Source organism: Mycobacterium sp. RTGN6 (assembly GCF_033804605.1).
Lineage (GTDB): Bacteria > Actinomycetota > Actinomycetes > Mycobacteriales > Mycobacteriaceae > Mycobacterium.
Genome location: NZ_JAPZKZ010000012.1, coordinates 194,067 through 220,495, shown reverse-complemented (window position 1 = coordinate 220,495; position 26,429 = coordinate 194,067). Strand labels below are relative to the sequence as shown.

Here is a 26,429-nt window from a genome sequence, read left to right as displayed (position 1 = left end):
TCAGTTAAGCAACATGCGGACGTTGCCGAGTTCGTCGATGCGTGCGTCGACGCCGGCGGGAATGGCGACAGTGGTGGTGGGCACCTCGATCACCGCTGGGCCTGGAAGTACGTGGCCTGCGCGTAGCAACGAGTAGTCGTAGATGGTCGTTTCGGCGAATCCCCGTGCGATGTCGAGTAATACAGGCCGATGGCCCGAGATCGCCTCGCGGGCATCCGAGCTCCCGCTGGCCGGTCGCTCGGGCAGTGTTGGGCGGTACGGCAGCCGGCCGATGCCCCGGACGCGGTAGCTGATGAATTGGAAACCCGCGGCGGAGAATCCGGATCCCTCACCGAACAACTCCGCATAGCGACGCTCGAACGCCTCAGCCATCGACAAGACCGAGGCCTCGTCGTCGATTTCGCCATCCGGCACCGTGGTGGTCACTTCGAACATCTGCGCCGTGTAGCGGGCATCGAACTCACGAACCAACTCGATGGAGGAGAACTTGATTCCTTGCCGGGCCAACGCACTGTGAACCTGTTCTTCGAGGCGGGCGAAGTTGGCGCGGATCCGTGCGTGATCGACCGGGAAGGGCGCCGGGTCGGACAACTCGGCGCTGACCATCACATCGGACGCGGCCAGCCCGTAGGCGGAGAACCCCGATGCTGCCGCGCCGAGCGGGACGACCAGCTCGGGCACTCCCAGCTCTGTCGAGAATGCCGACGCGTGAATGGGACCGGCGCCGCCGAAGGCGTAGACGACGAAGCCACGCGGATCGTTGCCGGACTCCACGACAACCTTGCGGATCAGGTCGGCGGTCTGCGCATTCTGCACCTCGAACACGGCGGCGGCCGCTTCTTCGGCGGTCAACCCCAACGGCTTGCCGATCTTCTCCGACAGCGCCGTTTCAGAAAGGTCTCGTCGCAGTTTGCGACGCCCACCAAGGAAGTTGTCCGGGTTGATGATTCCCAGCACCAGATCGGCGTCGGTGACGGTGGGCTCGAGGCCCCCTGCGTCGTACGCGGCAGGACCGGGCGCCGCGGCGGCACTGCGTGGCCCAACGCGCAAGTTGCCGCCCGGGTCCAGCCAGGCGATCGCTCCGCCACCGGATCCGATGGCATCCACCTTGATCGTCGGGACGTTGATCGGATGCTGATTGATGACGGTCGTGGACGCGCGGACCGGCTGACCGTCGACCACCATTCCCACCAGGAAGGTGGTGCCGCCGATATCGGCGGTGACCACGTTCTTGTGGCCGAGCTGTTCCGCCAAGCGCGTGGCTCCGACGACTCCGCCGCTGAGCACTGAACCCACGGTCGAGATCGCGGTAGCCGGAGCTTCCTCCGACGTGATGGTTCCCCCGGAGCTCTGCATGACCAACAGCGGCCCGGTCATGCCGAGATTGCGCAGGTTGGCGCTGAGCGGCTCCAGGTAGCGGCGCAGCGGCGGACCGAGCTGCGTGCTCATCACCGTCGTTGCGGTGCGCGCGAACTCCCGGATCCGAGGCGAGACTTCGGACGACAGAGCGACGAAGACGTCGGGAGCGATCTCGGCGATGAGCTCGCGGACGCGTCGTTCGTGAGCAGGATTCTGGAAAGACCACAGCAGAGCCACCGCGATCGCCCGCACGCCTTTGTCCAACAAGCCCGTGACCGCAGCACGCACCTCGTCTTCGTCGAGCGGCACCACTACCGCGCCACTCTGGTCGATACGTTCGGTGACCTCGGCGATTGACGACTTCGGTATCAGCGAGGTCGGCTTGGAGGTGCCCAGAACATCTTGAGCGTCATGTGCAGACAAACCGAGGTAGCGGCCCTCGACGTTCATGATGAGCAATGAGTCGCCGTGGCCCTTGGTGGCGATGAGCCCGACGGGCTCGACATTGCCGGTGATCAACGCGTTGATGCTCGAGGTGGTGCCGTGCGCGATGTAGTCGGTCGAGGCCAGGAGTTCTTCGCGGGTCAACCCCACTTGATCCGCGAGGTCCACGATCGCGTCCATCACGCCGACTGCGTAGTCGGCTGGCGTGGAGGCTGCCTTGGCGCCGATTACCGTCCCGTCCTGCGCTGCGGCGACTGCGTCAGTGAAGGTCCCGCCGACATCGACGCCGATCACGTACTTCATGTGCTTCCTTATCTGTTTGATCCACGGCTCGCGTGGTGGCAACGCACGAATCTGTGTGAGATTCGTAACGTACGAGATCGTCAACGTATATGTCAATAGTTTGTCGCGCTCGTAAGCTGCGGCGCCTCCGCCGGGCGCGAAAATGCGCCGTTGTCCATGCGTTGAGGCACCTTCAGCACTTTCGGAGCAGACCGTCCGGAGCCGCTCGGCGAGGCCCCCCACCCGCGGAGGTCATCGCCCAAGCTATTCGACAGGCGGGGCTACGACGCGTGGCCTGCTGCAGCCCACGTCGGCAAGCGTCCGTCCACGCGCGTGCGCGTGGACGCCTGCGGACCACCCTTGGCCGCACTGCGGGCCGCTAGAACGCGGTGCTGCTCGCAGACTCCACCTCAAGCCGGCGAAAAGCGCTGCGATGAAACACGATCGGTGACACGTCGGAATGTACGTTCAGCTCCGTCACGCGAAGCACCACGATGACGTGGTCCCCTGCGTCGACAAGCTGATCGATGACGCCCTCCAGCCAGACACATGTCCCGGCGATGAAGACCGCGCCGCCGCTCGTTGACACCGTCTGCAGGCCTGCGAACCGGTCGCCGGTCTTGGCTGCGAGGGTTCGTGCGGCCTGGTCATGCGATTCACCGAGCAAGCTGATGCCCAGCGTGGGACGGTCGCTCAGCTTCGGCCACGTTGTCGAGCTGTTCTGCACGCAGAATGACACCAGAGGCGGATCGAGTGAGACCGGGACGAAGGTACTGGCGGCCAATCCCACCGGAATTCCGTCGATCTCGGCGGCGACGGCAATCACGCCAGATGGGAAGTGACCGTATGCCTCCCGCAGCGATGCGTTGTTTAGCTGCATCGTTAGGCCGGTGGCTCAGCAGGAAAAGCTAGAAAGGGACTCAGCATTCTTGTGAGTATCCTCACCGGCACCGTAGACGTCAAACTATTGACTTAGACGTAGATCGTACCTACCTTTGGGTGAGGGGCCTCCGCAGCTACACGCGGGGCCCCCGTAGGCGCGGCGTGACCAACCTACCGTCGGCCACGGACCGCTCGAGGCAGTGCAACATCGGGCCCGGCGCCGACGACGCACTCTGCGGATCGACCGGGTGGAGGAGTAGTGCCGATGGGGTGTTCTTTCCGCACACACAGCCCAGCGTCGTGCGGGCAGCGCACCTGATCGCTCAACTAGCCAGACACAACAGATCAGGAGCGAGCGTGAGTGAAGCAACGACGGGACCCCTCGAGGGGGTGCGGGTCCTCGAATTGGGCAACTTCATCGCCGCCCCTACCGCGGGTCGGCTGCTGGCCGACTTTGGCGCCGACGTCATCAAGGTGGAACGGCCCGGTGCCGGTGACGAGCTGCGCAGCTGGCGGTTACACGGCGGCTCGACGTCGTTGCTGTTTCGCACCCTCGGTCGCAACAAACGCAGCATCACCCTGAATGTGAAGGAGCCTGAGGGTCGGGCGATCGCGTTGTCGTTGATCGAGCGATCGGATGTGATTCTGGAGAATTTCCGGCCGGGCACACTCGAGAAGTGGGGACTCGGTCCCGCCGAAATAACCCGCGTCAACCCGGATGCGGTGTTGGTGCGCATATCCGGATACGGCCAAACCGGGCCCTACCGGGACCGGCCGGGCTTCGGTGGAGTGGCGGAAGCGATCGGAGGGCTACGCCACGTCGTCGGCTACCCCGATCGCCCCCCGGTCCGGGTCGGCATCAGCCTCGCCGACACCGTGGCCGGCCTCTATGCCGTCATCGGCGCATTGATGGGTCTTCTGCAACGAACCAAGCGCCCGGGCGGCGAAGTGGTCGACGTCGCGCTCTACGAAGCGGTGTTCTCGTTGATGGAGTCGCTCGTCCCCGACCACGATGCATTTGGCGTCAACCGCAAACCAGAGGGGGCGGGACTGCCCGGCATCTCGCCGTCGAACACATTCCGCTGCGCGGACGGCAAGTACGTCGTGATCAGCGGCAACGGCGACGCGATCTTCAAACGCTTCATGACCGCCATCGGTCGCACAGATCTCGGTAACGACCCCGAGTTGGCCGACAACGCCGGCCGCGTCGCGCGTAACGACGAACTGGAGTCTGCAATCGGTAGCTGGACCGCCTCGCTGGACTCGAACGAAGTCCTGCACCTGCTGGATTCGGCCGATGTGCCCTCCGGCGCCATCTATGAAGCCTCCGACATTCTGACCGATCCCCATTTCGCCGATCGCAACATGCTCCAGGTACACAAGGCCGACGTCGGCGGCGCCGCTCCGGCGGCGGTGGCGTTCCCCGGCGTGGTTCCCGTGATGCAGAACAACCCCGGCCAAACGCGTTGGCTGGGACCCGAACTGGGCCAGCACACCGAAGAGGTACTACTCGAACTCGGGATCGATCAGGACGCACAGAAGCTGTTGCGCCAGAAAGGGGTTCTCTAAACCATGTCCGATACCGTCATCATCACAGAGGTCTCGCTGCGCGACGGACTGCAGATCGAACCGGTGATCGTGCCCACCGCTGACAAGGTCGCGCTGGCGGGGCAGCTGATCGCGGCTGGGTTCAGCCAGCTGGAGATCGGGGCGTTCGTCAATCCCGCGAAGGTGCCGACCATGGCAGATTCCGACGACGTCATGCGTCAGCTCGCTGACTCCACCGCGGCCCTGCACGCGCTGGTGTTCAATCTCAAAGGCGCACAGCGTGCCGTAGCCAGTGGCAACCAGCACGTGCGATTCGTGGTGTCCGCCAGCGATGGGCATAGCAGCGCCAATGCCGGGGTGCCCACCGACGCCGCGCTCACCCGAGTGGAAGAGGCCGCCGAATGGCTTGGCGAGCGCGGTGTGCGCACCGAAGCCACCATCGCGACCGCGTTCGTGTGCCCGTTCGATGGCGATACCCCGATTTCGCGGGTCATCTCTACCGCAGATCGACTGCAGCGCACCGGCATCGAAGTGCTGCACCTGGCCGACACCATCGGTGCCGCCACCCCGGGCGACATTCGGCGAACCGTCAGTGCGGTGCAGGCAGAATTCCCCGAGCTGACGTTGGGCCTTCATCTGCACAACACCTACGGCATGGCCTCGGCCAGCGTCTGGGAAGGCCTGGCGTTGGGGATTCGCCGATTCGACGCGGCGCTTGGAGGCTTGGGTGGCTGCCCGTTCGCCCCCGGCGCGGCCGGCAACATCGGCGCCGATGACCTCGTCCACTTTCTACACCGCGAAGGCATCGACACTGGCATCGATCCAGACGCGCTCGCCACTGCCCGGCGGACGCTGCAAGGCTTGGTCGGCCACCCTCTGGACTCAGCACTCTCGCGGGGCGACAAGGCACCGTCGCGGGTGCGCCAGCTCGAGCGCGCCCCCGTCGCGGTCTGACGTCGTTACCGCCGCGCGGGTGGCCCACCCGCGCTCACGAGGTGACGAGAACGTCCAGATATGCCGCCTGCGGCGGGCCGTCAAGAGCGGCCATCATGGGGGCCACGACGTCCTTCGGCAACTTCTCCATGGAGGCCTTGTACACCTCGACCGACTCCCATTTTTCGATGAAGACGTAGCGCCGTTCATCGTCGAGGTCCCGCATCACATCAACGCCATGGCAGCCGACGACGGCCCGCACCGCGTCAGCGAGGTTGCGCAACGCCGACTCCAACTCGTCGGTCTTTCCCTCAGCGGCGCAAATGATGTAGTGGCGAGCAATCGTCATCGATCGTTCTCCTTGTGTGTCGATATTGATGCTGCGATCCCCATGCAGTTTTCGGGCTCCCCTGCTCCCCATGTGCGGTCGGGGCGATGCCGTCAGGGCGATTCTTCAGCCCAACTACCGTAGGTCTGGCCAACCTTCTTGTCAAATATTCTTCGTCTACGTAACCGTCATCGATGGTGACCTCGTTCGGAGGTTCCCGCTATGGACGCCGTATGAGACGGCGCGCACAGGGCTTGACAATGTTAGTCACGTCACGGTAGAAAATTAAACACCATCGTAAGCAAGAGCACTTCACATGCAGGTCGCGCCACGCACGGACATAGCAGAACCCCATGCCGCACTCGACCGAACCCGCGTCACCGCAGGGCAAGTGAGTCAGGGAGGAACACCTCAATGGAATTCATGATCAGCTTCTTCAACACGGTTCCCAACCACATGCGCGACGATCCAGACGCCGAGCACAAGGTCATCATGACCGATCTGGAGTACATGATCGCCGCCGAAGAGGCGGGCTTTAAGTACGTGGTCGTGCCCGAGCATCACTTCTTGGACGAGTACTCGCACATCTCGGGCAACGCCCCCGTGCTCGGCTACCTCGCCCACGCGACCAAGCGCATCCACCTGCTCTCGGGCATCATGAACCCCCTTCCGCAGATTCGACACCCCGCCACCGTCGCCGAGGCGTGCGCGTACCTGGACCACATCTCCGGCGGCCGTTTCGAATTCGGGTCGGGACGTGGCGCAGGTAGCCACGAGATTCTCGGGTTCTTCCCCGAGGGCACCGAGCTCAACCACACCAAGGACGTCTGGGAAGACGTGATCTCGGAGATCCCGAAGATGTGGATGCAGGAGACCTACGAGGGGTACAGCTCCGAGTACTGGTCGCTACCGCCGCGCAAGGTCGTGCCCAAGCCCTACGGCAAGGGCCACCCCCCGCTGTGGTACGCCGCGGGGAACATGTCCAGCTGGGAGAACGCCGGACGCAAGGGCATGGGCATCATCGGCAACTCGATCACCACCCTGGCGACCGCGGAGAAGGCGGTTGAGGCCTACCGCAAGGGTATTGCCAATGCCGAGCCCATCGGCGCCTTCGTCAACGACTACCTGTCCGCGGTGTTCCACCCGTTCGTGTCCGAGGACGAAGGGAAGGCATTCGGCTGGGTGATGAGCGAAGAAGTCGCCCACCAGCGGAGCCTGCTCTACCGCTACCACGACACCTTCCCGCGCGCTGAGGGCGTACCGCTCTGGCCAGAGCTCGCCCCGCCAACCACGCACAAGGAAGCGCTGGCCATGCAGCAGTCCGGGTCGCTGATCGGGACGCCGGACCAGGTAATCGAAACCCTGAAGAAGTACGCCGAACTCGGTATCAACGGATGCTCGCTTGGCGTCGGAATGTTCGGTCGCGAGCACGCGTTGGAGACATTAGAGGTATTCGGCAAGTACATCATCCCTGCATTGGATACGGACCCGGCGTTCCGGACCGACGGATTCCGCTACGGGACGGCCTGATCCGTGCAGCGATATGGGCACGTTGAATGTCACAATTAATGTTGACACGTCAGCAATGAAAACCCCGAAGTTGGAGCTGGGTCTCTCTTGCTGCTGAGCGGGAAAGGTAAGTCCTTGTCCATTATCGCCGACAAGACGATCGAGCTTTCACAACTGAGTTTTCACTATCGTGAGGCGGGCAGTCCAAGTGCACCGCCGCTCATTCTCCTGCACGGGCTCATGTACGACGCACGGGATTGGGACGAGATCGCGCTCTTCCTGGCCGGTCACTATCACGTCTTCGCCCTCACGCAGCGCGGGCACGGTGACAGTGCCAGGTCAGACGTCTATTCATTTGAATTGATGTGTGACGATCTCGAGGCGTTCGCCGATGCACTTGCCCTGGACCGCTTTACCTTGATCGGGCACTCAATGGGCGCACGGATCGGGACCATCTTCGCGGAGAAATGGCCGGAACGCATTGAGCGGATGGTCTTCGAAGATACTGCTCCCATCGACGTCGACTTTCCAGAGTCTGCCGAAGAAGTGCCGGGAGGGGCACCCTTCGACTATTCCGCACTCATCTCGCTCGTTGAGCAGATTCACAACCCCGATCCCTCCTGGTGGAACGATTTGCCTAAGATCACCGCCCCGACGCTCATTATCGGCGGAGGATCAATCAGCTACACGCCTCAGGACGGATTAGCTGAGGCTGCAGGTCGTATTCCCAATGGTCAGTTCGCGACGATTGAGGGGGCCGGACATATGGTCCACCGCACTTGCCCACAAGAATACAAGCAATTGTTGGGTCAGTTTCTCTTGGGCAATGCCGACTAGCGCGAAGTGAGCTGCCGCCCATCGACTGCGCTGGCCCCTCGGTGCCGGTGATCATGGTTCCTCGCTCGGTGCGCTGATCGCAGCAGAGCACTTTGTTGGATCGGCCGACGGCGTCGGCAACCGTCGTCGCGAGACCCGGCGAATCGACGCACTCGCAGTGAGGAAACAGGATGATTCTTGTAACAGCCGCCAACGGTAACGTTGCGCGCCAAGTGATCCCGAGGCTTGCGGGCGCCGGCCTAAAGGTGCGTGGGTTGCGGGCCAGCAGCGGTGATGAAAGGGCTCTCGTCGACTTGGGTGTCAGCGAGATCGTGATAGGTGACATCCGCGATCCTGCAACCATCCGCTCGGCCATGAATGGCGTGCAGAGCGTCTTCCATGTGTGCCCTGGCGGATTGGCCTACTGGGAGACTGAGATTGGCTACTCGATCATCGACGCCGCGATCGCCGAAGGTGTCGAGCACGTCGTGATGAGCACGCTGATGCACCCGATCATCACCGCATTGCTTCAGCATCGGACCAAGCGAGATGTCGAGGAGCGCCTCGTCTCCTCGCCGGTGAATTGGACGATTCTTCAGCCTGCCGACTACATGCAAACGTTGGTGCCGCCGTCGACGTTCGATACCGGGGTGCTGCCTGTCGCCTATGGCCTCGGACGCAAGCACAGCGCGGTGGATCTGATGGATGTGGCCGAGGTGGCATGCAAGGTTCTGATCGAGGGCAAGCCGCATTACTGGGCGCGCTACGAACTCTGCGGTCTCCCGCAGGCCTTTGACGCGGACGTGCTTGCTGAAACCGTGAGCAAGGTCGGTGGCCGCAGCGTTGCGGTGCAGCCGGTTTCAGGCCCGGAGTACATGCGGATCTGGGCAAGAGAGGAAGGCCCGCCCATTGGTTCGGCGCACGGCCTGGAGGATCCGGCCGGCCGCGATTACGCGCGACAAGTCCTTGTTGCGATAGCGGATTGGTACAGCGCTCACGACTACGTGGGCAACCCCAATGTCCTGACCTGGCTGCTCGGTCGCCAGCCGACCTCCCTTGAGGAGTACCTGCGTCGCCTCTACCGGCAGGTTCACTCAGCTGAGGCGGCGAGCGCACAACCCGAAGTGGGTTAACCGGCCAACGGCAACAGCATGGCCGAAGCCTCGGTGTGGGCAGCGGCCTCCGCCACCACGCGACCGCAGCACAGGCGGATGACGTTCGGACGAGCCACATCTGAGTGTCAACGGCTCACCGCAACGACGGCAAGCTGGTTTCAGGGACTCCCCGTACGCATGAAACGCGCCCTCCGTAGATGCCGCTTGCGGTGGCGCGCGGAGGGTTGACAATGTTAGGCACATCACGGTAGAAAATTAAACACCGCCGTAAGCCGGTGCACTTCACATGCAGGTGGCACGCGAGTCTGGGAGGAACACCTCAATGGAATTCATGCTCAGCTTCTTCAACACGCTCCCCAACCACCTGCGCGACGATCCAGACGCCGAGCACAAGGTCATCCAGGCCGATCTGGAGTACATGATCGCCGCCGAGGAGGCGGGCTTTAAGTATGTGATCGTCCCCGAGCATCACTTCCTCGACGAGTACTCACACATCTCGGGCAACGCCCCGGTGCTCGGCTACCTCGCCCACGCGACCAAGCGCATCCACCTGCTCTCGGGCATCATGAACCCGCTTCCGCAGATTCGACACCCCGCCACCGTCGCCGAGGCGGGCGCATATCTGGACCACATCTCCGGCGGCCGTTTCGAATTCGGGTCGGGACGCGGCGCAGGCAGCCACGAGATTCTCGCCTTCTTTCCCGAGGGCACCGAGATCAGTCATACGAAAGAAGTATGGGAAGACGTGATCTCGGAGATCCCGAAGATGTGGATGCAGGACACCTACGAGGGATACAGCTCCAAGTACTGGTCGCTGCCTCCGCGCAAGATCGTGCCCAAGCCGTACGGCAAGGGCCACCCGCCGATGTGGTACGCCGCAGGAAATACGCCCAGCTGGGAGAACGCCGGGCGCAAGGGGATGGGCCTCATCGGCAACTCGATCACCAACCTGGAAGTCGCGGAGAAGGCTAATGAGGCCTACCGCAAGGGTATTGCCAATGCCGAGCCCATCGGCGCCTTCGTCAACGACTACCTGTCGGCGGTGTTCCACCCCTTCGTCTCCGAGGACGAGGGGAAGCTATTCGACTGGGTGATGAGCGAGGAAGTGGCCCACCAGCGCAGCCTGCTCTACCGCTATCACGACACCTTCCCGCGCCCCGAGGGCATACCGCGCTGGCCCGAACTCGCCCCTCCAACGACGAAGGAGGAAGCGCTGGCCATGCAGCGGGCCGGGTCGCTGATCGGGACGCCGGACCAGGTGATCGAAACCCTGAAGAAGTACGCCGAACTCGGCGTCAACGGCGTCGGGTTCGGCGTCGGGATGTTCGGTCGCGACCACGCGTTGGAGACAATAGAGGTATTCGGCAAGTACATCATCCCCGCATTGGATACGGACCCGGCGTTCCGGACAGACGGCTTCCGCTACGGGACCACTGCCTGATCCCGTGCAGCGCATGGGCGACCGGGTGCGGTCGATCATGGTTCCTCGAGACCGCTGACGCGGGTAGGTCGCCCCCTCAGCACGACCTCGGCGAACTGATAGAGCACCGCACCTGTCGGTGCGTTGATCAGAATGCCCAGCAGCGGAAACTGAATGACTCGCCGGTCGGTTTCCTGAATCGCCTCGAAACGGGGGGTGGCGAGCAGCTCGGCGAAGGACACGAAGTGCACGCTGGCGACTTCATCGGGATTGCGCTGAGTGTCTACCCCGTTGGCCGCCCAACACACGATTGGGGCGATGACGTATCCCGATTTGGTCACGTAATCATCGAGTCGGCCGAGCACGTGGTCGCGCGTCAGGCTGAGGCCGAGTTCCTCGACCAGTTCGCGCAGGCCGGCCGTGACGTAGTCTTCGCCCGGCTCCGCCCGCCCTCCGGGCAGCACGTATTGGCCAGGGTGCTCGCGCATTTGGGCCGACCGTTTGGTGAGCCAGATGCCGTACTGGCCGTTCTGCTCGGTCACCGCGATGACGACGGTCGCTGCGCGCAAACCGTCGGCCGGCGCGACTAGCGGCGCGAACCCCCGCAGCCGCCGGGCGATCCCTGAGCGCGTCGTCTTCTCGCCGTCAGCGTCGGATGAACGTGACTGTGTTGCGCCACTCATTGGTCACACCGGCAGCTCACGAAGTGGATCGGTTCCGTCCCAGTCTGTTGATGCCGTCGCGATCGCTTCGAAGATGGCGACGAAATCTGGTGTCGGCTGGTGGACTTCGATCGCATGGCCCAGCGAGGCCCATGCATCGCAGTAGGACACGTCGAACGCGCCAAGGGGTGCGTGCCAAAAGCGTGGCATGCCCGCAGCTTCCAGCCGCTGCACCTCGGCTTCGGGGTCCTCTGCCACGTAGCAGATGTGGTTGATGTGGTTGGCGGACGTGGTGTTGCCGACCAAGGCCTGGCGAAGTCCGGGTGGCGAGACTTCATGGAGCTCGACGAGTTCGACGAAGATATCGTTCCACTTCGCCACGACTACGGATTGTTCCAGTACGCACGGTTTTCCGTAGTAGCGGGCCTCGGTAATGGCGGTGTTCCTGGCGAACCAGAAGAACGGCCCAGCACCGAAGGTGGTTACCCAGCGGTCCACCGCGACTGCGATGTCGTCGACGGTGTAGCCGATGTGGTGGATCGGTCGTGAGACGGGCCTACTGGTCGCTGGGGAGGTCATGTGGCGGCGCGGTCGCCGGCACTGAGGAGGTCGGCAATCTCCTGTCGCAGCATCACCTTGTTCACTTTGTGGATGTTGGTCAGCGGGAGTTCGGAGCGGATCTCGACACGCTCGGGCCACTTGAACTTGGCGACGCCGCGCGTCTGCAGATGCACCCGGACCGCATCGAGGTCGATGGTGTCCGCGCCGGTCCGCAAAGAGAAGAAGGCGCAGGCCTTTTCGCCGAGCCGGTCGTCGGGCATGGCAACGACGGCAGCGCGCTCCACGCCGGGCAGTTCGAGCAGCAATTGCTCGACTTCCTCGGCGTTGATCTTCTCTCCACCGCGATTGATCAGATCCTTGATCCGGTCTTCGAGCCGGTAGTAGGAGCGGCCTTCGTGTCGAAATTCGGTGACGATGTCGCCGCTACGGTAAAACCCGTCGGCGGTGAAGGCGACAGCGTTGCGCTCGGGCGCCTCGTAGTACCCGCGGATGGTGTAGGGACCGCGCGCACACAGTTCACCAGCGTGGCCCTCCGGCAACTGATTCTCCGTGCCTGGCTCATAGACACGCACCTCGTCACGCAGGGACACCGGTGTGCCTTGGGTGCCGTGGCGGATCGCCGCGGGCGCATCGCGGGAAGAGAGCATCGTCAACCCCTCCCCCATGCCGAACAACTGAATCACCTTGCAGGTGTCTGTTTCGAACTCGTCCACCACCGACGGAGGTACGGCCCGGTCACCCCACGCGAGCGTACGTAGGCCGGCGAGCAAATCGCGCAGCCGCGGTTCGGTTTCGATGAGTCGCAGAATGGGACGCGTCATAAGAATGTGGGTGAGCGGCGTGCGCTCAGCGGCGCGCACGAACGCCTCCGTGTTCACCGCCGAGGTGACGAAGCACGCGCCGACGGAGTGCGCTGCGTGTAGCGCGCACACGATCCCCGCGTTGTGGATCAGCGGCAGCAGATGCGCAACGGCGCTATCAGAGGTCATGGTCCCCACCTCGGCCCATGCCCGCGCGTTGTACCAGTACTCGGCGTGAAGTCGCGGAATCAGCTTGGGGACACTGGTGGTTCCGCCCGACAGCTGCAGCACGGCAACGCCATCCGTGGCCAGACTGCGCTGAATCTCGGCGACGAGCTGGCGTGGGTTGCCGGTCGCGTGTTGCTCGTCTGCCAGCGCCTCGATCGACACCTCACCGTCGGCTGACTCCCCGGTACCGACCGTGAGCTTGACCCGCAGGCTCGGCTGCTCCTCGGCGACCTGGTTGGCCAACGCGCGCAGATCGTGGCGGCCAAAGGAGGGCTCGAACAGGTGCGCGGCGGGCCGACACTGCTTTGCGATGGCATTGATTTCATAGGAGCCGTGTTGGGCCAGCGTTGCCACCGGCACCAGCCCGGCCTTGAGCACCCCGTACCACGCCAGCACCGACCAGGCGTGGTTGGTCACTTGGAACAGCACGCGCTCGCCGGGCGTGAGACCCAACCGAACGAGTCCTGCTGCGATCCGATCGGTGATCGCGCCCAGTTCTTCAAAAGTGATTTCGACGTCGGAGTCGACCACCGCGAGATTGCTGCCGTAGTTGTCGATGATCACCTGCAGCTCGTCGGCGATACTGCGTGTGCCCCAGAGCCCGTCAGCGCGGTAGTCGCGGACCAAGGACTCTGGATACGGCACTACGCCGGCGGCGAGGTCACTGGCTGTCGTCATGGCTTGATCCGCTCCTTCGACCATTCGGTGATTGTGTGTGCTGCCAAGGACGTCCCGGGTTCGTCGCCGCGCGCCAGCGGTCTGCCGAAGTGATCGGCCCGGATGTGGTGGTGTGTCACGTCGTCGGAGGCCGCGACTTTCACCGCTGCGGCGACGTCGGCATGAAACACCGAGGCATCCCCGGTGTACTCGATGATCAGTGTCGGTACGGTGATGCCGGCCAGTGAACGGTTGAGCGACGCGTTCGATGACAGCCCGGACCACGTGGAAAGCCATGCCTCCGGGGTCGCCAGCCGGCCGAACCCGGTGACGCCGTAGTTGGAGACCGACGGCTTGGCACTGATCACCGACCCGTACGGACGTTCGGACGGGTCCAACTGCAGATCCGTGCATCGCAGGTCGGCATCAGTGCGGTAGGTGGTGATGATCGGCGTCAGGATGCTTTGGCGCCCGTCTTCTCGGGTTCCGGTTCCCGACTTGACTTTCTTGCGCGCCGACATCTGTCGATCGATCAGTTCGCGGGCTCGTTCGTCGATCCGGGCGACACGTTGCGCCTGCGCGGCACGATAGGCGGTGACAAAGCCCTCCGCGTAGTGCGAGCCGCCATCCTCGGCGGTGCCAAATCCGTTGCGCGGATCGAACGGATCCAACTCGGGGTCCACGGACAACGGGTCGCTCTCGTCGGTGACCGACGGATCGATGGCGGCCAGCAGCAGCTTTCCCTGCCCCGGGTGCGGGGCGATCAGGCTCAACGCGTCCGGAACCGGCATCGGCGCCTCCCGCAGTTTGGTCGGGGCACCGCCGGGGGTATTGGCGATCCGCGCGCCAGGTTCGGTCTGAGCCTGCTCCGTGTAGAAGGAGTAGAGCCCGGCCCCTCCTGAATGCCCGATCAGCACCACGTGAGAGTAGGTGTGCTGCAGCCACTCCAGGCCCGCGGCGACGTCGAGCAGCGCATTTTCGTGGACCAGGCGCAGATCGTTGCCCACCTCGCGACCGGCCTGCGCCCACACCGAGTCGCCGGCGGCAAGGATGTCGGGAATGATGGGATGCTGGCGCAGATCCTGACGGGGATGCATGAGGCAGAACACCGTGCCGCTGGCGTTGACGGGCCGGTAAAGGGTGCCTCGCGTCACCTCGCCGTCGTAGGTGATGAGGGTGTGCGAGCTGATGTGCACGCCCTCGGGCAACGGTCTAGGCCAATAGTCGTTCGCCAGAACGGCGCGTCCGCGCCCCGACGGCTCACGCTGGACCTGAGCAAGCAATTGTCGTTCGTCGATATCGTGAACCATTGCTCCTAATCCCTTGTTGCGAGTTGTATCCGACGTGAGACGGCTGCGCTGTCGGCATCGCGCGTCGTCACCCAGAATCGATGGGTGGGGAGTGGACGTGGCGAGCTGCGGTCCGCCGCCACACCAGGTGCTCCGTGTGTGGATGCGCCGTGGCGGGGAGTGCCGGGCCCTGCAGACACCGAATACCTCCAGTCCCACCACGGGCGTCGCCGGCGTGGCCATGCAGACGCTGTAACCCCGGCCACATTACGACCGTCCTAACGGTATTGTCAAATAGTTGCCGCAGTCGTAAGATAGCAACAACCCGAGCGGCCTTGGTCCCCCACGTCCTGCGTCGTCCGGGTGCGCACCGTGAATGACGCAGGGCTCGCACCGCATTCGGCGGCAGGCGGGAAGGTGGGGACTAGGGCACGGGCGGAGAATCGGCTACTTGCAAGGAGGCAACGTGTCATCCATCGGCATCGAACGCGTGAATTACATTGCTCTGAACGCGCGGGATCCCGAAGCCGCCGCCAAGTTCGCCACGGAACGGTTGGGATTCAACCTGGTCCAGGCGGACGCAGACGGCAGCCACTATCTCAGCGCCCATGGCGTGGACCGCTACTCCCTGGTCTACAAGCCCGGCGACCAGCATGGGCTGCACCACGTCAGTTACCTGGTCCACGATGGACAGGCACTTGATGCAGCGGCGCGCAGGCTCGAGGTGGCCGGCGTTGCCGTATCCAAACACGACCAGGCGGAATGGGAAGGGGCACCGGCCATCCGGTTTCACACCCCGGCCGGGCACCTGCTGGAGTTCACCACCGGCACCAGCACGGAAATTCCGGTGGCGCATCTTGTCGAAGCGCCCGAATCCGGCGGACCAGAACCCGTCGTGGCGGATCACCTTGGATTGGGTGCCGCGGACTTCCAAGCCGAAGAAGAGTTCATGCTCAACACGCTGGGCCAGCTGTGCTCGGCCCGCACCTACGGCCCGGACGGTGTGCAAGTGATGGGGTTCTTGCGCGCTCCCGGCCGCTACCTTTACCACGACGTCGTGCTGGTCCAAACACCGCAGACGGCGTTGCACCACATCCAGTTCAGCCTCAAGAACGTGGATTCGTTCTACTCCACGGCCGCAGCACTACAAGACAACGACGTGAAGATCGAGTGGGGCCCGCTGCGGCACGGGCCCGGTCACAACATCGCGATGTACTTCCGTGACGCGGAGGGTTATTGGTTCGAATACTCCGTTGAGGAAGAGATCATCCTGCACGACCCGACGTATGTGCCGCGGTCGTGGACCATCGAGGACCCACACGTCGTGAACGAATGGGACCCCAACGACTCGCCGCCCGCTGCCCTCCTGGGCCCGCCACCGGCGGACGCACTCTTGGGAGCCGATCTCGACGTGACCTTCGCGGTCAACGACTCCTAATCGATACGCACGGCTCTAGTCGGGAACAGGGAGTGGTAATGGGTTTGCAGACAGTCGATTTCATCGGATTTGGGTGCGACGAAAACCGGGCGAGACGGGATGTTTCTCCGCATGTTGACCAACCGCGACAACGGAGGCACACACCATGACACGCTTGGACATCATCGGAGGCGGACCCGCCGGAGCGTTCACCGCTCGTCTGGCGGCGCTGCGATACCCGGACTGGGAAGTCCGACTGTTCGAGCGCTTGGCGCCCGACGATACGTTCGGATTCGGTGTCGGATTGACGCACGCATTGCTCGAGGCTGTGCACAAAGCCGACCCCGCGATTCATCAGCGCTTGTTGGCGGCGACGCTGAAGTTTTCGTCGGCCGAGTTTCGGGTTGACGCAGGCACAACCAACTTCCTGCAGTTCCACAGCGGAGCGATCAGACGGTCCGAACTGTTGCGCATCCTGCTCGAAGGGGCGGCCGATGCCGGCGCCGAAGTCAACATCGGCAGCGTCGTCCACGTCGACGACGTGCGTGAGGGTGCCGATATCGTCGTCGGTGCGGACGGCCTGTCGAGCAGCACCCGCACTCGGTTTGAACCCCAATTCGGTGTCACCACCACGCTTGGTCGCGGCGTGTTCATCTGGTGCGCAGCCGACATCGAACTGGAGGGCACCGTCTTCCAGCCGGTGGATACGCCGGCGGGAACGTTCGTCATGCACGCCTACCCCTACTCCAAGGGGCTGTCCACCTTCGTCATCGAGGCATCTCTTGAGACGATCGAGCGCGCCGGGTTCACTGACCGAGACTGGACATCTGACGGTGCCTCCGACGACGAAGCGCTGGACTATCTCAGTGAGGCGTTCGCCAAGGTGCTCATGGGCGCACGATTCTTCGGCAACAGGTCCAGATGGTCGCATTTCACTACGCTGCAATGTCGAAACTGGTCCTATCAGAACGTCGTACTGATCGGCGATGCAGTCGCCACGGTCCACCCGTCACTAGGGTCCGGCACGAAAGTGGCGATGGAAAGCGCGATCGCGCTGGTGGACCAGCTCAAAGCGGTGGGCTCGGAAACACCCCACAAGGTGCTCCTGGAGTACACCCGCAGTCGCCGGCGCCAGGTGCAACGGCTGCAGGACAGAGCTCAGCGCAGCCAGTTGTGGTGGGAATCCTTCACGAACCGCAAAGAGATGTCGGCGCCACGGCTGGCCTTTGCGTATCTCAGCCGCGCAGGGGTGGTCTCCCTTGACCGGCTGGCCGCAACGGATCCCGCGCTCGTCGCACAGGCTGCAGCGGACTTCTCCGGTGCGGCGCCGACAGCGGTACCGAGCCGGGACCTGACCCCGTGGGTGCTGCGCCAACCGTTCGACACGACCGAGCTGACGCTACCGACCAGAGTGCTCGCGAGCGGCGTCGACGGCGCCACACCCATCGAAGTCACCTCGGGCGATGCGTGGGGACCCGACGGCGATGACTACGTGCGCCAAGTCAGAAATCAACTTCAAAACGGAACACACGTTGTCACGCTGACGGGCGGCAATGACCGCGGCGCGATAATGGATCGGCTCGCAGTCGCCGAGCGGGTGAAGCTGGAAACCCATGGCGTGGTTGCAATTCGGGCGTCCGCCGACCATGACGATCTGGTCGCCGACGGTATCCTCGCCGGCCGGGCTGATCTCGTACAGCTCGATTCCGACGCCTAGACGCGGAGTGCGGCTGCGCCTATCGCAGACTTCCCGCCAATGGTATGACCACCTCGTCGACGATCGCCTCGATCTCGCTGAGCGGCAGTGGCGCCGACTGCATGTGCGCCATGATCACCAACTGCGCGCCGACGGCAGCGATGCGTTCAGTCACAGCGCGAGGATCGGCCCCGTGACGATCGGCCGCCCGCTGGAGCACGTGTAGCAGCAAGGCGAAAAGCGGTTGTGCCACCCGTCGGAAAACCTCGTCGAACAGCTGGGGATGGCGGGGCCGCTGCGTCAGCAACGGTCGCAGCGCCCGCCCGCGCGGCTCGTTGAGCACGTCGGCAAGATTCGTCAACACGGCGATCAGGTCCAATCGAAGGGATCCCGTGTCGGGGACGACTGGCTCGCCAAAACCGGCAAGCGGGTCGGTGAGAGCGTCGAGGACCAACTCGGCTGGGCTTCGCCAGCGGCGATACAACGACGCCTTTCCCGCACCGGCGCGCGCGGCAATCCGATCGAAGCTCAGCTGCTCAAAGCCGTTGTCCGCCAACTCTTCCAAGGTCGCGAGGTAGATCGCCCCACAAAGCTCGGCGCCACGGCGCCGTACGACGGGTTGCGGCGAACGAGGGTCGTGACCGGTTCGCCCATCTTGAGCTCTCATCAGTGAAACCTATGCTAGCCTCAGCAATAGTGAACAACTTTGTATCTTATGTTGCTGCGGGTCGGGTTGTTTCGCCAGCGACGAGTCGACGATGAAGGGAACACCTCTGATGGACTCCGACACGTACCAGGCACAGCTGAAGCGGCGCATCGACGAGTTGTACGACAATGATCAGCAGTTCGCCGCAGCGCGACCCAGTGCGGCGGTTGGCGCGGCGATCGAGGCGCCGGGGATGCGCCTACCGCACATCGTGCAAACGGTCATGGAGGGCTACGCCGACCGGCCCGCCGTGGGGCAGCGCGCCACGGAGTTGGTGACCGACCCGCAGACCGGCCGTACGTCGCTCAAGCTGCTGCCACGATTCGAGACCACCACGTACGCCGAGTGCTGGGATCGGGCAAGAGCCATCGCCGCCGGCTTGGCGGCGGGCCCCGTAGGAGCCGTCCAACCCGGGGATCGGGTGGCCACCCTGGGCTCCACCAGTGTCGACTACGCCGTCCTCGACCTGGCGCTGACCAGCATGGGTGTCGTCTCGGTGCCGCTGCAGAGCAGCGCGCCAGTCGAACAACTACGTCCCATCGTCGCCGAGACGGAACCCAGCATGATCGCCTCGACCGTCGACTATCTCGCCGACGCCGTTGACTTGATCCTGGCCGGGTTTGCCCCGCCGCGGTTGGTGGTGTTCGACTTCCACGGCGAGGTCGACGACCACCGCGATGTGTTTGCGGCCGCCAAAGACCGGTTGGGCGGCAAAGTCATGGTGGAGACGCTGGCCGAGGTCATCGATCGGGGGGCGAAACTGCCTGCGGCCAAACCCTTCAGCTCGCCAGAAGCGGACCCGTCGGTTTTGCTGATCTACACGTCGGGCAGTACCGGCAGCCCAAAGGGTGCGATGTACACCGAGCGGCTGGTGACGAATCTGTGGCGTCAGGCGGGCCGGGCAGGATTCGGCCAAGAAAGTGCGCTGCCGGCCATCACGCTGAACTTCATGCCGATGAGCCACGGCATGGGCCGCGGGCTGCTCTACGGAACTCTCAGCACCGGCGGGACGGCGTATTTCATTGGTCGAAGCGATCTTTCGACGTTCTTGGAAGACCTGGCGCTGGTGCGCCCGACGCAGATGGGATTCGTTCCGCGTGTCTTGGACGTGTTGTTCGAGGACTTTCAGCGTGAGCTCGACCGGCTGAGCGGCGAAGGCGTCGAGCGCGTGGCCGTTGAGCACGAGCTGATGGCAGAGCGCCGAGAGCGCGTGCTCGGCGCACGCCTGCTTGCCGCACAGACGGCCTCTGCACCGTTGACGAGTGACATGCGCCGATTCTTCGACGCCTACCTCGGTGTGCACCTGGTCGACGGTTATGGCTCGACCGAGGCCGGCGCCGTATTCGTCGACGGCCGGGTGACACGCCCGCCGGTGATCGACTACAAGCTGGTCGATGTTCCCGACCTCGGGTACTTCAGCACCGACCGGCCCCATCCGCGGGGTGAGCTGCTGGTCAAGTCCGTGACGCTGTTCCCCGGCTATTACAAGCGGCCCGAGGTCACCGCAGCCGTGTTCGACCCCGACGGCTACTACCGCACCGGCGACGTCGTGGCAGAGCTGGGTCCGGACCAGCTGGTGTATCTGGACCGCCGCAACAACGTGCTCAAGCTCTCCCAGGGCGAGTTCGTCGCCGTCGCCAAGTTGGAAGCGGTGTTCGGTGATAGCCCGCTGGTTCAGCAGACCTTCGTGTACGGCAACAGCACTCGCTCCTACGTGCTTGCCGTCGTGGTGCCTACCCAAGAGGCGCTGCTGCGCTGGCCTCCAGCCGAGTTGAAGCCGCTGATCGCCGAGTCGCTGCAGGATGTCGCCAAAGCTGCGGGGCTGCAGTCCTACGAGATCCCCCGCGACTTCATCATCGAGACAAGGCCTTTCACGCTCGAGAACGGTCTACTCACCGGCATCCGCAAGCTCGCGCGACCCAAGCTCAAGGCGTACTACGGCGAGCGGCTCGAACAGCTCTACACCGACCTGGCCGACAGCCAGACCACGGAGCTCCGCGAGCTGCGCCTGCACGGCGCCGACCAGCCGGTGCTGGAGACCATCAGCCGGGCCGCGGGCGCACTCCTCGGTGCGGCGGCAGCTGATCTGCAGCCCGACGCGGAGTTCACCGAGCTCGGCGGGGATTCCCTGTCCGCGTTGACATTCGCCAATCTGTTGCAGGAGATCTTCGACATCGACGTGCCCGTCGGCGTCATCGTCAGCCCGGCCACCGATCTGGCGGCCCTGGCCGCCTACGTCGAGGCCGAAAGGTCCGGCGGCACAAAGCGGCCCACGTTCGCGGCGGTGCACGGCCGCGAGGCCACCGAAGTGCACGCGAGCGAGCTGACGCTGGACAAGTTCATCGATGCGACGACCCTTGACGCGGCTCCGTCGCTCGCTCGTCCGAGTGCCGAGGTCCGCACGGTGCTGCTGACCGGCGCGACCGGCTTCCTCGGCCGATACCTGGCCCTGGAGTGGCTGGAGCGGATGGACCTGGTCGACGGCAAGGTCATCTGCCTGGTCCGCGCCAAGGACGACGCCGCGGCCCGCGAGCGCCTGGACAAGACGTTCGACAGCGGAGACACGAACCTCCTTGCCCACTACCGGGAATTGGCCGCCGACCGGCTCGAGGTGCTCGCCGGCGACAAGGGCGAGGCCGACCTCGGATTGGATCCGCAGACCTGGCAGCGGCTGGCCGATACGGTCGACCTCATCGTCGACCCCGCGGCGCTGGTCAACCACGTCCTGCCCTACAGCCAGCTGTTCGGCCCGAACGCGCTCGGCACCGCGGAGCTGATCCGCATCGCGCTCACCACCAAGCAGAAGCCATTCGTCTACGTCTCGACGATGGGTGTCGGCTTCGGCATGGAGCCCGGCCCGTTCACCGAGCACGGCGACATTCGGGTCACCAGCGCGACGCGCCAGCTCGACGAGAGCTATGCCAACGGCTACTCGAACAGCAAGTGGGCCGGCGAGGTGCTGCTGCGCGAGGCGCACGACCTGTGTGGTCTGCCAGTCTCGGTGTTCCGCTGCGACATGATCCTGGCCGACACCACCTACGCGGGCCAGCTCAACGTGCCGGACATGTTCACCCGGTTGCTGCTGAGCCTGGTCGCCACGGGGATCGCGCCCGACTCGTTCTACGAACTCGACGCCGATGGCAATCGGCAGCGGGCCCACTACCAGGGGCTGCCGGTCGAATTCATCGCCGAGGCGATCTCCACACTGGGCGAGCGGGCGGATCGAGACTCCAAGGCCGGCTTCGACACGTATCACGTGATGAACCCGTATGACGACGGCATCGGGCTCGACGAGTACGTCGATTGGCTCATCGACGCGGGATATCCGATTTCACGTGTTGGCGATTTCGCCGCCTGGCTGCCGCGGTTCGAAACGACGCTCCGCGCGCTGCCCGAGCGGCAGCGCCAAGCGTCGCTGCTCCCACTGATCCACAACTACCAGCGGCCGGAGCCGCCCGTTCAAGGGTCGATCTTTCCGACCGAGCGGTTCCGGTCGGCAGTTCAGGATGCGAAAATCGGTCCTAACAAGGACATTCCGCACGTGAGCGCCGCGATCATCGTCAAGTACATCACCGACCTGCAGCTGCTCGGCCTGCTGTAGGGCGATGCTCAGTCGTCTGCAGCTGGCGCCCCGAAGTCCATGTCGGCCAGCTGCGGGTACTGCCACGGTTGGTTTTCGAACTTGGCGCGCAGCCGGTCGCGCAGCAGCAAGGTCTCCGATATGACGTCGATGTCGTTGAGTCCGGCCGTGTCGATCCAGACGTAATCCATCGCGATGTAACCGTCGTAGTCGTGGGTCTGCATCGCGTCGACGACGCGCTCGAAGTCGATGGTGTTCTCTTTGAGAGGGCACTGCAGTCGGCCTGGGCGAGCGCCGCGGGCCTTGTAATGTCGCGCATGCTTCAGTAGCGGCTCGATGTCATCGTCGCTGAAGCCCTGCACGGTGAAATGCGTGTAGTTCAAGGCCAACTCCAGTGCCGGTGCCCGTTGACACAGCTCGAGCGCTTCCTTGGGAGTCGAGCACACCGAGCCGATGTGGGGCTCGATGGACAGCCGGATGCCGCGCGCGACGGCTGCTTCAGCGCGCCGTTGCAATTCGTCTGCTGCACGGTCCAGCGATTGCTCGTGGCCCTCTCCGTCCCAATCGATTCCAGGCAGCAAGGTCATTCCCGGTGCTTGTAGCCGAACCGCGAGATCAAGGACATCGTCGAACAATTCCCACGATTGTTCGCGTTCGCCGGCATCGGGATGGTTGACCGCCAGCGTCTGCAGCGCGTTGCCGGGAACACAGAAGATGTCAGCGAGTTCGAGACCCGCACCGCCAACTCGCTCATCGAATCTGCCTGCCCAACCAGGGATGTCGGCGCGGACGTCTTCGAGCTTCACACCCAGGCTGTTGCCGCCGCGCAGGATCAGGTCATACCCCTCGAACCCGAGGTCAGCGAAGAGTTGCATGCTGATTCGCTGCGGGAGAAGCGGTAACGACTCTCCACCGGCCGCTAATCGCATTTTGCCATCCTTGCGTCGGTCTCTTCAGAGCTGATCGCGGGCGCGCGAAGGAGTGCGGTAATCGCCGCGACATCCTCGACATCCTCGAGCGCGCCGCACTGGCCCATGATCGCCTCCGTGGTGGCGGCGTCACTGACACGGCGCATGTTCGCTCTGAACTTGCGCTCGATGCCATCTTGAGTGAGTCGATCAGGATGTCCTGCCGCCAGGCCGTGCTGAGCGGAGAATTCACCCTTGCTCGTCGTCAACGTGACGGTGGTGGGTTGTTGGGCCACGGGCAGGCTGGTGTGGCTCGGGTCTTCGTCGACTGTTACCGCCAGTCGGTCGGCCAGCGCAAGCATGCGCGCGTCTCCCATGGCGGCAGTGGTCATGTGTTCCACGCCGAGGTAGCCGTCGAGCAGCACCCTGGCGGCCAGGCACGGCGCGGAGCCAAGCGCATCGGTGCCGGTGGGTGGCCGATACAGGCTGGCGCCCATGTTCTTTAGCGCCGCCGAAAGATATGCGGGCAGCACGATTTCGCCACGCTCGACGTCGTCTGCACCGATGCCGTGGCGGTCCATGATCTCCTCGACGCCTTCGACGGTGTTCTGACACATGGCACCGCAGGGAAACAGCTTCACGGCGACCTGTTCGGCCAGCCAACTGTCGCCAAGCCCGTCAAGCACTCGGTCGGCGCTCCATTCGTGTCCCCAGGCGTGCGAGTGGTAGAAGCCTTGGGGACCGTCGATGGTGGCCAGGCTGCAGGTGTAGTCCGCCGCCGCGAGGCGTGCGGCGGTCACCCCTGCGTGGGCGGCCCAGCCGGGCTGTATCGGTTTGTTGCGCGCCCCGCCGGTGGCCCACCCTTCGACGGTTCCGGAAGTGAAGCTGACGACGAGCGCTAGCGCGTTGGCGGTCTGCTCGGCGTTCAGTCCCATGAGTTTGGCCGCGCCAGCGGCGGACCCGAAAGCGCCGAATACCGACGTCGAATGGAATCCTTCGGGCTCGTACAGGCCAAGCCCGTCCAGCTTGTGGATGCCGGAGGCGAGTCGCAGCGCGATCTCGGCGGCGACGATCCATGCCTCGGCCAGGGCCGAACCGCTGGCGTGACGCTCCTCGGCGACGGCCAAAGTCGCAGCGGTGGCAAACGATTCGCAATGGATCATCGTGGCTAGGTGGATGTCGTCGAACTCGAAGCTGTGGGCCAGGCTTCCGTTGAGGAAGGCTGCCACCGGTGCCGACGTGCCGCCGGGCACGCCGACCACGGTGCATGGGCCCACCCCGATGTCGGCTGCGTGGCTGGCGATGAGCTTGGCCGCGTGATGATCCTCGCTGGTCCAGCCGATGTAGGCGGCACCGAGCATGTCGAGGATCTGCCAGCGTGCCCGCTGCATCAGGACCGAACGGCGTGGACTGCGGCCAAGGTCGAACTCAGCGACGAAGACACCGAGCCGCTCGGCCAGCGTGGGCTCCAAATCAGTGCTCACAGTAGAACTCAATTCTCGACGGGGCCGCGGCGGACGACAGTCCGGCCGGCCGACGGGCTGGCCACCGCGGCACCCGGCGGCATCGGGCAGGGAACACTCGGCGCGCGGCCGAAATGATCAGATGACGGTGGTGTTGGGCGGAAGCCCGCACCGCACACGACCGTGCACTTCGGCATTGGTGTTGCTGGCCAACACACCGTGCAGCGACATCGCCTGAGCATCGCGGACCAGCCGCTGCAGGGGGTCCTTGATGCTGAGCGAACTTGCGCCTGACCCCTTCTGCACGATGTCCACAACGTCGCGGCCCAGCCGGCTACACCAACCGACATCTCCCTTCAGGCGCGCACGCGTTGGTATGTCGCCGGGTGCGTCGCGCAGGGATTCGGCCATCGTCACCGCGTGCCCCATGTGGAACCGGGCCTGGTCGAGCTTCATCACAGCCTCGTCCACCTGCATATGGGTGACGGTCGCCTCGGCCGCCGTCGGATAGTCCAGGTAGGTGATCGCCCGTTTCTGGATGCGCTCTTCGAAGAGTTCGAGAGCACCGGCCGCCATGCCCACCGGGGTCGCGGACGTGCACGCGATGAAGAACGGCGCCATCGGGATGGCGAAGTAGGGATCGTCGCCGAAGCGTCGCGAGATACCGCGATCGAAGTCCGCCGAGTGGAGGATGCGGTGGGCCGGAACGAAGGCATCGTCGACACTGACCGAACTCGACCCCGTGGCGACGAGCCCGGTGACGAACCAGTCGTCGTGAGCAGTCCAATCGCTTCGCGGCACCATCACCCAGGCGACCCCCTGCGGGCCATCTGGCCCCATCACCATCGCGGCCATTTGCCCCCACTTGGCGTGGCGATTGCCGGTTGCGAACCGCCAGTGGCCGGTCAACCGGTAGCCGCCGTCCGCCGGGACAAGCTGCGCCGATGGCGTCACGACGCCACACATGAACGGGTGACCGCTGGCGTAGACCTCGTCTTGGGCTTCGTCGTCGAACTTGGCGAGCAAGTAGGGAGACGCGGTGTAGAGCGCGATCGACCACGACGCTGAACCGGACGCGCGTCCGAACATCTCGGAGACGGCGAGTACATCGGTTAGCGGCGCCTCTTGGCCGCCGTAGTGCTTGGGCGCGGCCATCATCAACAAGCCGGCGTCCTCGATCGCCTCGATCGTTTCGTCCGGCATGCGTCGCAACCGCTCGGCCTCTTCGGTCCGGTCACGCAGGTGAGGCAGTAGGGCCGCCGCTTTTTCAACGGCGTCCGCCGACGTTGATGCCACCTCGTTTGCGCTCGAACCCGCCAATGCGTTCGTCGACATCGCCACTCCATCCATCTCATCCACCAGGCACGTTCTTCGTTGACACCGCCTTGACGGCGCACTCCAGGCTATGACATACCCCACACGGCGTCAACAGGTGTGATGAAAATTTGACTCGCTAGAAAGCGGTTCGGATAGCCGACTCGATCGGCAAACGGTTGCCGAGAAGAAGACGGCGGCCCCTTGGCTCGCACGAGTCGCCAATCGGCGCGTTGACTTTCGAGTCGAAAAGTTGTCACACTCGTAGACAGTTGGCGACGGCGGCCGCCAAGAAGGAGCAAACGTGAGGCGTCGACGACGTGCCGGACGCACCGGCGAGCGATGGCTCATCGTGTTCACGTGCTGGCATCTCCAATGGGAGTTCAGGGTATGGATGAGACGCCGCCGCGGCAGCAAGGTCGCCGAGCGCACGCGGAGTGCCGTCGCTGCGTCCCCGAGCTCCGTCGCTCCTCGAAGACGCGGCACGCCACGCGCAATCACTACGTCGCAAC

20 protein-coding genes are annotated in these 26,429 nt (G+C 64.3%); 9 read left to right on the top strand and 11 right to left on the bottom strand.

Annotated elements, in window-relative coordinates:
• Positions 1–2,106 carry a hydantoinase/oxoprolinase family protein gene (locus tag SLQ33_RS27485; protein ID WP_319457102.1) on the bottom strand — a complete coding sequence of 702 codons (2,106 nt, stop codon included), beginning with the start codon at positions 2,104–2,106 and terminating at the stop codon, positions 1–3.
• A gap of 358 nt (positions 2,107–2,464) precedes the next feature.
• Positions 2,465–2,965: a flavin reductase family protein gene (locus tag SLQ33_RS27480; protein ID WP_319457071.1), complete on the bottom strand. Its 501-nt coding sequence runs from the start codon at positions 2,963–2,965 to the stop codon at positions 2,465–2,467.
• Positions 2,966–3,324: 359 nt separating this feature from the next.
• Here SLQ33_RS27480 and SLQ33_RS27475 point away from each other — a divergent pair, with 359 nt between their 5' ends.
• Both SLQ33_RS27475 and SLQ33_RS27470 read left to right on the top strand, forming a co-directional pair.
• Positions 3,325–4,536, top strand: a complete 1,212-nt coding sequence (locus SLQ33_RS27475) for a CaiB/BaiF CoA-transferase family protein (RefSeq protein WP_319457070.1) — start codon at positions 3,325–3,327, stop codon at positions 4,534–4,536.
• Between the two features lie 3 nt (positions 4,537–4,539).
• A complete protein-coding gene (locus tag SLQ33_RS27470) occupies positions 4,540–5,469 on the top strand; it encodes a hydroxymethylglutaryl-CoA lyase (RefSeq protein WP_319457069.1) in 930 nt (309 codons plus the stop codon).
• Between the two features lie 34 nt (positions 5,470–5,503).
• Here the strand turns inward: SLQ33_RS27470 and SLQ33_RS27465 are convergent, their stop codons facing one another.
• Positions 5,504–5,797, bottom strand: a complete 294-nt coding sequence (locus SLQ33_RS27465; protein WP_319457068.1) for a putative quinol monooxygenase — start codon at positions 5,795–5,797, stop codon at positions 5,504–5,506.
• 393 nt (positions 5,798–6,190) lie between these two features.
• On the opposite strand from SLQ33_RS27465, the gene SLQ33_RS27460 reads away from it, so the two are divergent.
• The 4 genes from SLQ33_RS27460 to SLQ33_RS27445 all read left to right on the top strand — a co-directional run bounded on the left by SLQ33_RS27460 (position 6,191) and on the right by SLQ33_RS27445 (position 10,657).
• Positions 6,191–7,306 (top strand): LLM class flavin-dependent oxidoreductase, encoded by a 1,116-nt coding sequence (locus SLQ33_RS27460; protein ID WP_319457067.1) that lies wholly within the window; start codon positions 6,191–6,193, stop codon positions 7,304–7,306.
• A 114-nt stretch (positions 7,307–7,420) separates the two neighbouring features.
• On the top strand, positions 7,421–8,122 hold the full coding sequence (locus SLQ33_RS27455; RefSeq protein ID WP_319457066.1) for an alpha/beta hydrolase: 702 nt from the start codon (positions 7,421–7,423) through the stop codon (positions 8,120–8,122).
• Between the two features lie 170 nt (positions 8,123–8,292).
• Positions 8,293–9,234, top strand: coding sequence for an SDR family oxidoreductase (locus tag SLQ33_RS27450; protein ID WP_319457065.1), 942 nt, complete (start codon positions 8,293–8,295; stop codon positions 9,232–9,234).
• 304 nt (positions 9,235–9,538) lie between these two features.
• The gene (locus SLQ33_RS27445; protein ID WP_319457064.1) at positions 9,539–10,657 is read left to right on the top strand and encodes an LLM class flavin-dependent oxidoreductase; all 1,119 of its coding nucleotides are present in this window, start codon (positions 9,539–9,541) and stop codon (positions 10,655–10,657) included.
• 35 nt (positions 10,658–10,692) lie between these two features.
• Here SLQ33_RS27445 and SLQ33_RS27440 read toward each other — a convergent pair whose 3' ends face one another.
• The 4 genes from SLQ33_RS27440 to SLQ33_RS27425 are packed head-to-tail and all read right to left on the bottom strand — an operon-like array spanning position 10,693 to position 14,854.
• The gene (locus SLQ33_RS27440; protein ID WP_319457063.1) at positions 10,693–11,319 is read right to left on the bottom strand and encodes a CoA pyrophosphatase; all 627 of its coding nucleotides are present in this window, start codon (positions 11,317–11,319) and stop codon (positions 10,693–10,695) included.
• 3 nt (positions 11,320–11,322) lie between these two features.
• Positions 11,323–11,877 (bottom strand): VOC family protein, encoded by a 555-nt coding sequence (locus SLQ33_RS27435; RefSeq protein WP_319457062.1) that lies wholly within the window; start codon positions 11,875–11,877, stop codon positions 11,323–11,325.
• Positions 11,874–13,514, bottom strand: coding sequence for an AMP-binding protein (locus SLQ33_RS27430; protein ID WP_319457061.1), 1,641 nt, complete (start codon positions 13,512–13,514; stop codon positions 11,874–11,876). Before SLQ33_RS27430 ends, SLQ33_RS27435 begins: the two co-directional genes overlap by 4 nt.
• A gap of 47 nt (positions 13,515–13,561) precedes the next feature.
• Entirely contained in the window at positions 13,562–14,854 is a 1,293-nt protein-coding gene (locus SLQ33_RS27425) for an alpha/beta hydrolase (protein WP_319457060.1), read from the bottom strand.
• 445 nt (positions 14,855–15,299) lie between these two features.
• Here SLQ33_RS27425 and SLQ33_RS27420 point away from each other — a divergent pair, with 445 nt between their 5' ends.
• Both SLQ33_RS27420 and SLQ33_RS27415 read left to right on the top strand, forming a co-directional pair.
• On the top strand, positions 15,300–16,271 hold the full coding sequence (locus tag SLQ33_RS27420; protein WP_319457059.1) for a VOC family protein: 972 nt from the start codon (positions 15,300–15,302) through the stop codon (positions 16,269–16,271).
• 145 nt (positions 16,272–16,416) lie between these two features.
• A complete protein-coding gene (locus tag SLQ33_RS27415) occupies positions 16,417–17,967 on the top strand; it encodes an FAD-dependent monooxygenase (RefSeq protein WP_319457058.1) in 1,551 nt (516 codons plus the stop codon).
• Positions 17,968–17,986: 19 nt separating this feature from the next.
• On the opposite strand, the gene SLQ33_RS27410 is transcribed toward SLQ33_RS27415, so the two are convergent.
• Complete coding sequence (locus SLQ33_RS27410) at positions 17,987–18,613, bottom strand: TetR/AcrR family transcriptional regulator (RefSeq protein ID WP_319457057.1); 627 nt, start codon at positions 18,611–18,613, stop codon at positions 17,987–17,989.
• A 109-nt stretch (positions 18,614–18,722) separates the two neighbouring features.
• Here SLQ33_RS27410 and car point away from each other — a divergent pair, with 109 nt between their 5' ends.
• Positions 18,723–22,253, top strand: a complete 3,531-nt coding sequence (car, locus tag SLQ33_RS27405; protein ID WP_319457101.1) for a carboxylic acid reductase — start codon at positions 18,723–18,725, stop codon at positions 22,251–22,253.
• Positions 22,254–22,261: 8 nt separating this feature from the next.
• On the opposite strand, the gene SLQ33_RS27400 is transcribed toward car, so the two are convergent.
• The 3 genes from SLQ33_RS27400 to SLQ33_RS27390 all read right to left on the bottom strand — a co-directional run bounded on the left by SLQ33_RS27400 (position 22,262) and on the right by SLQ33_RS27390 (position 25,938).
• Positions 22,262–23,107, bottom strand: a complete 846-nt coding sequence (locus SLQ33_RS27400; protein ID WP_319457056.1) for a sugar phosphate isomerase/epimerase family protein — start codon at positions 23,105–23,107, stop codon at positions 22,262–22,264.
• A 44-nt stretch (positions 23,108–23,151) separates the two neighbouring features.
• Positions 23,152–24,624 carry an MmgE/PrpD family protein gene (locus tag SLQ33_RS27395; RefSeq protein WP_319457055.1) on the bottom strand — a complete coding sequence of 491 codons (1,473 nt, stop codon included), beginning with the start codon at positions 24,622–24,624 and terminating at the stop codon, positions 23,152–23,154.
• Positions 24,625–24,741: 117 nt separating this feature from the next.
• Positions 24,742–25,938 carry an acyl-CoA dehydrogenase family protein gene (locus SLQ33_RS27390; RefSeq protein ID WP_319457054.1) on the bottom strand — a complete coding sequence of 399 codons (1,197 nt, stop codon included), beginning with the start codon at positions 25,936–25,938 and terminating at the stop codon, positions 24,742–24,744.
• Between the last annotated feature and the right edge of the window lie 491 nt (positions 25,939–26,429).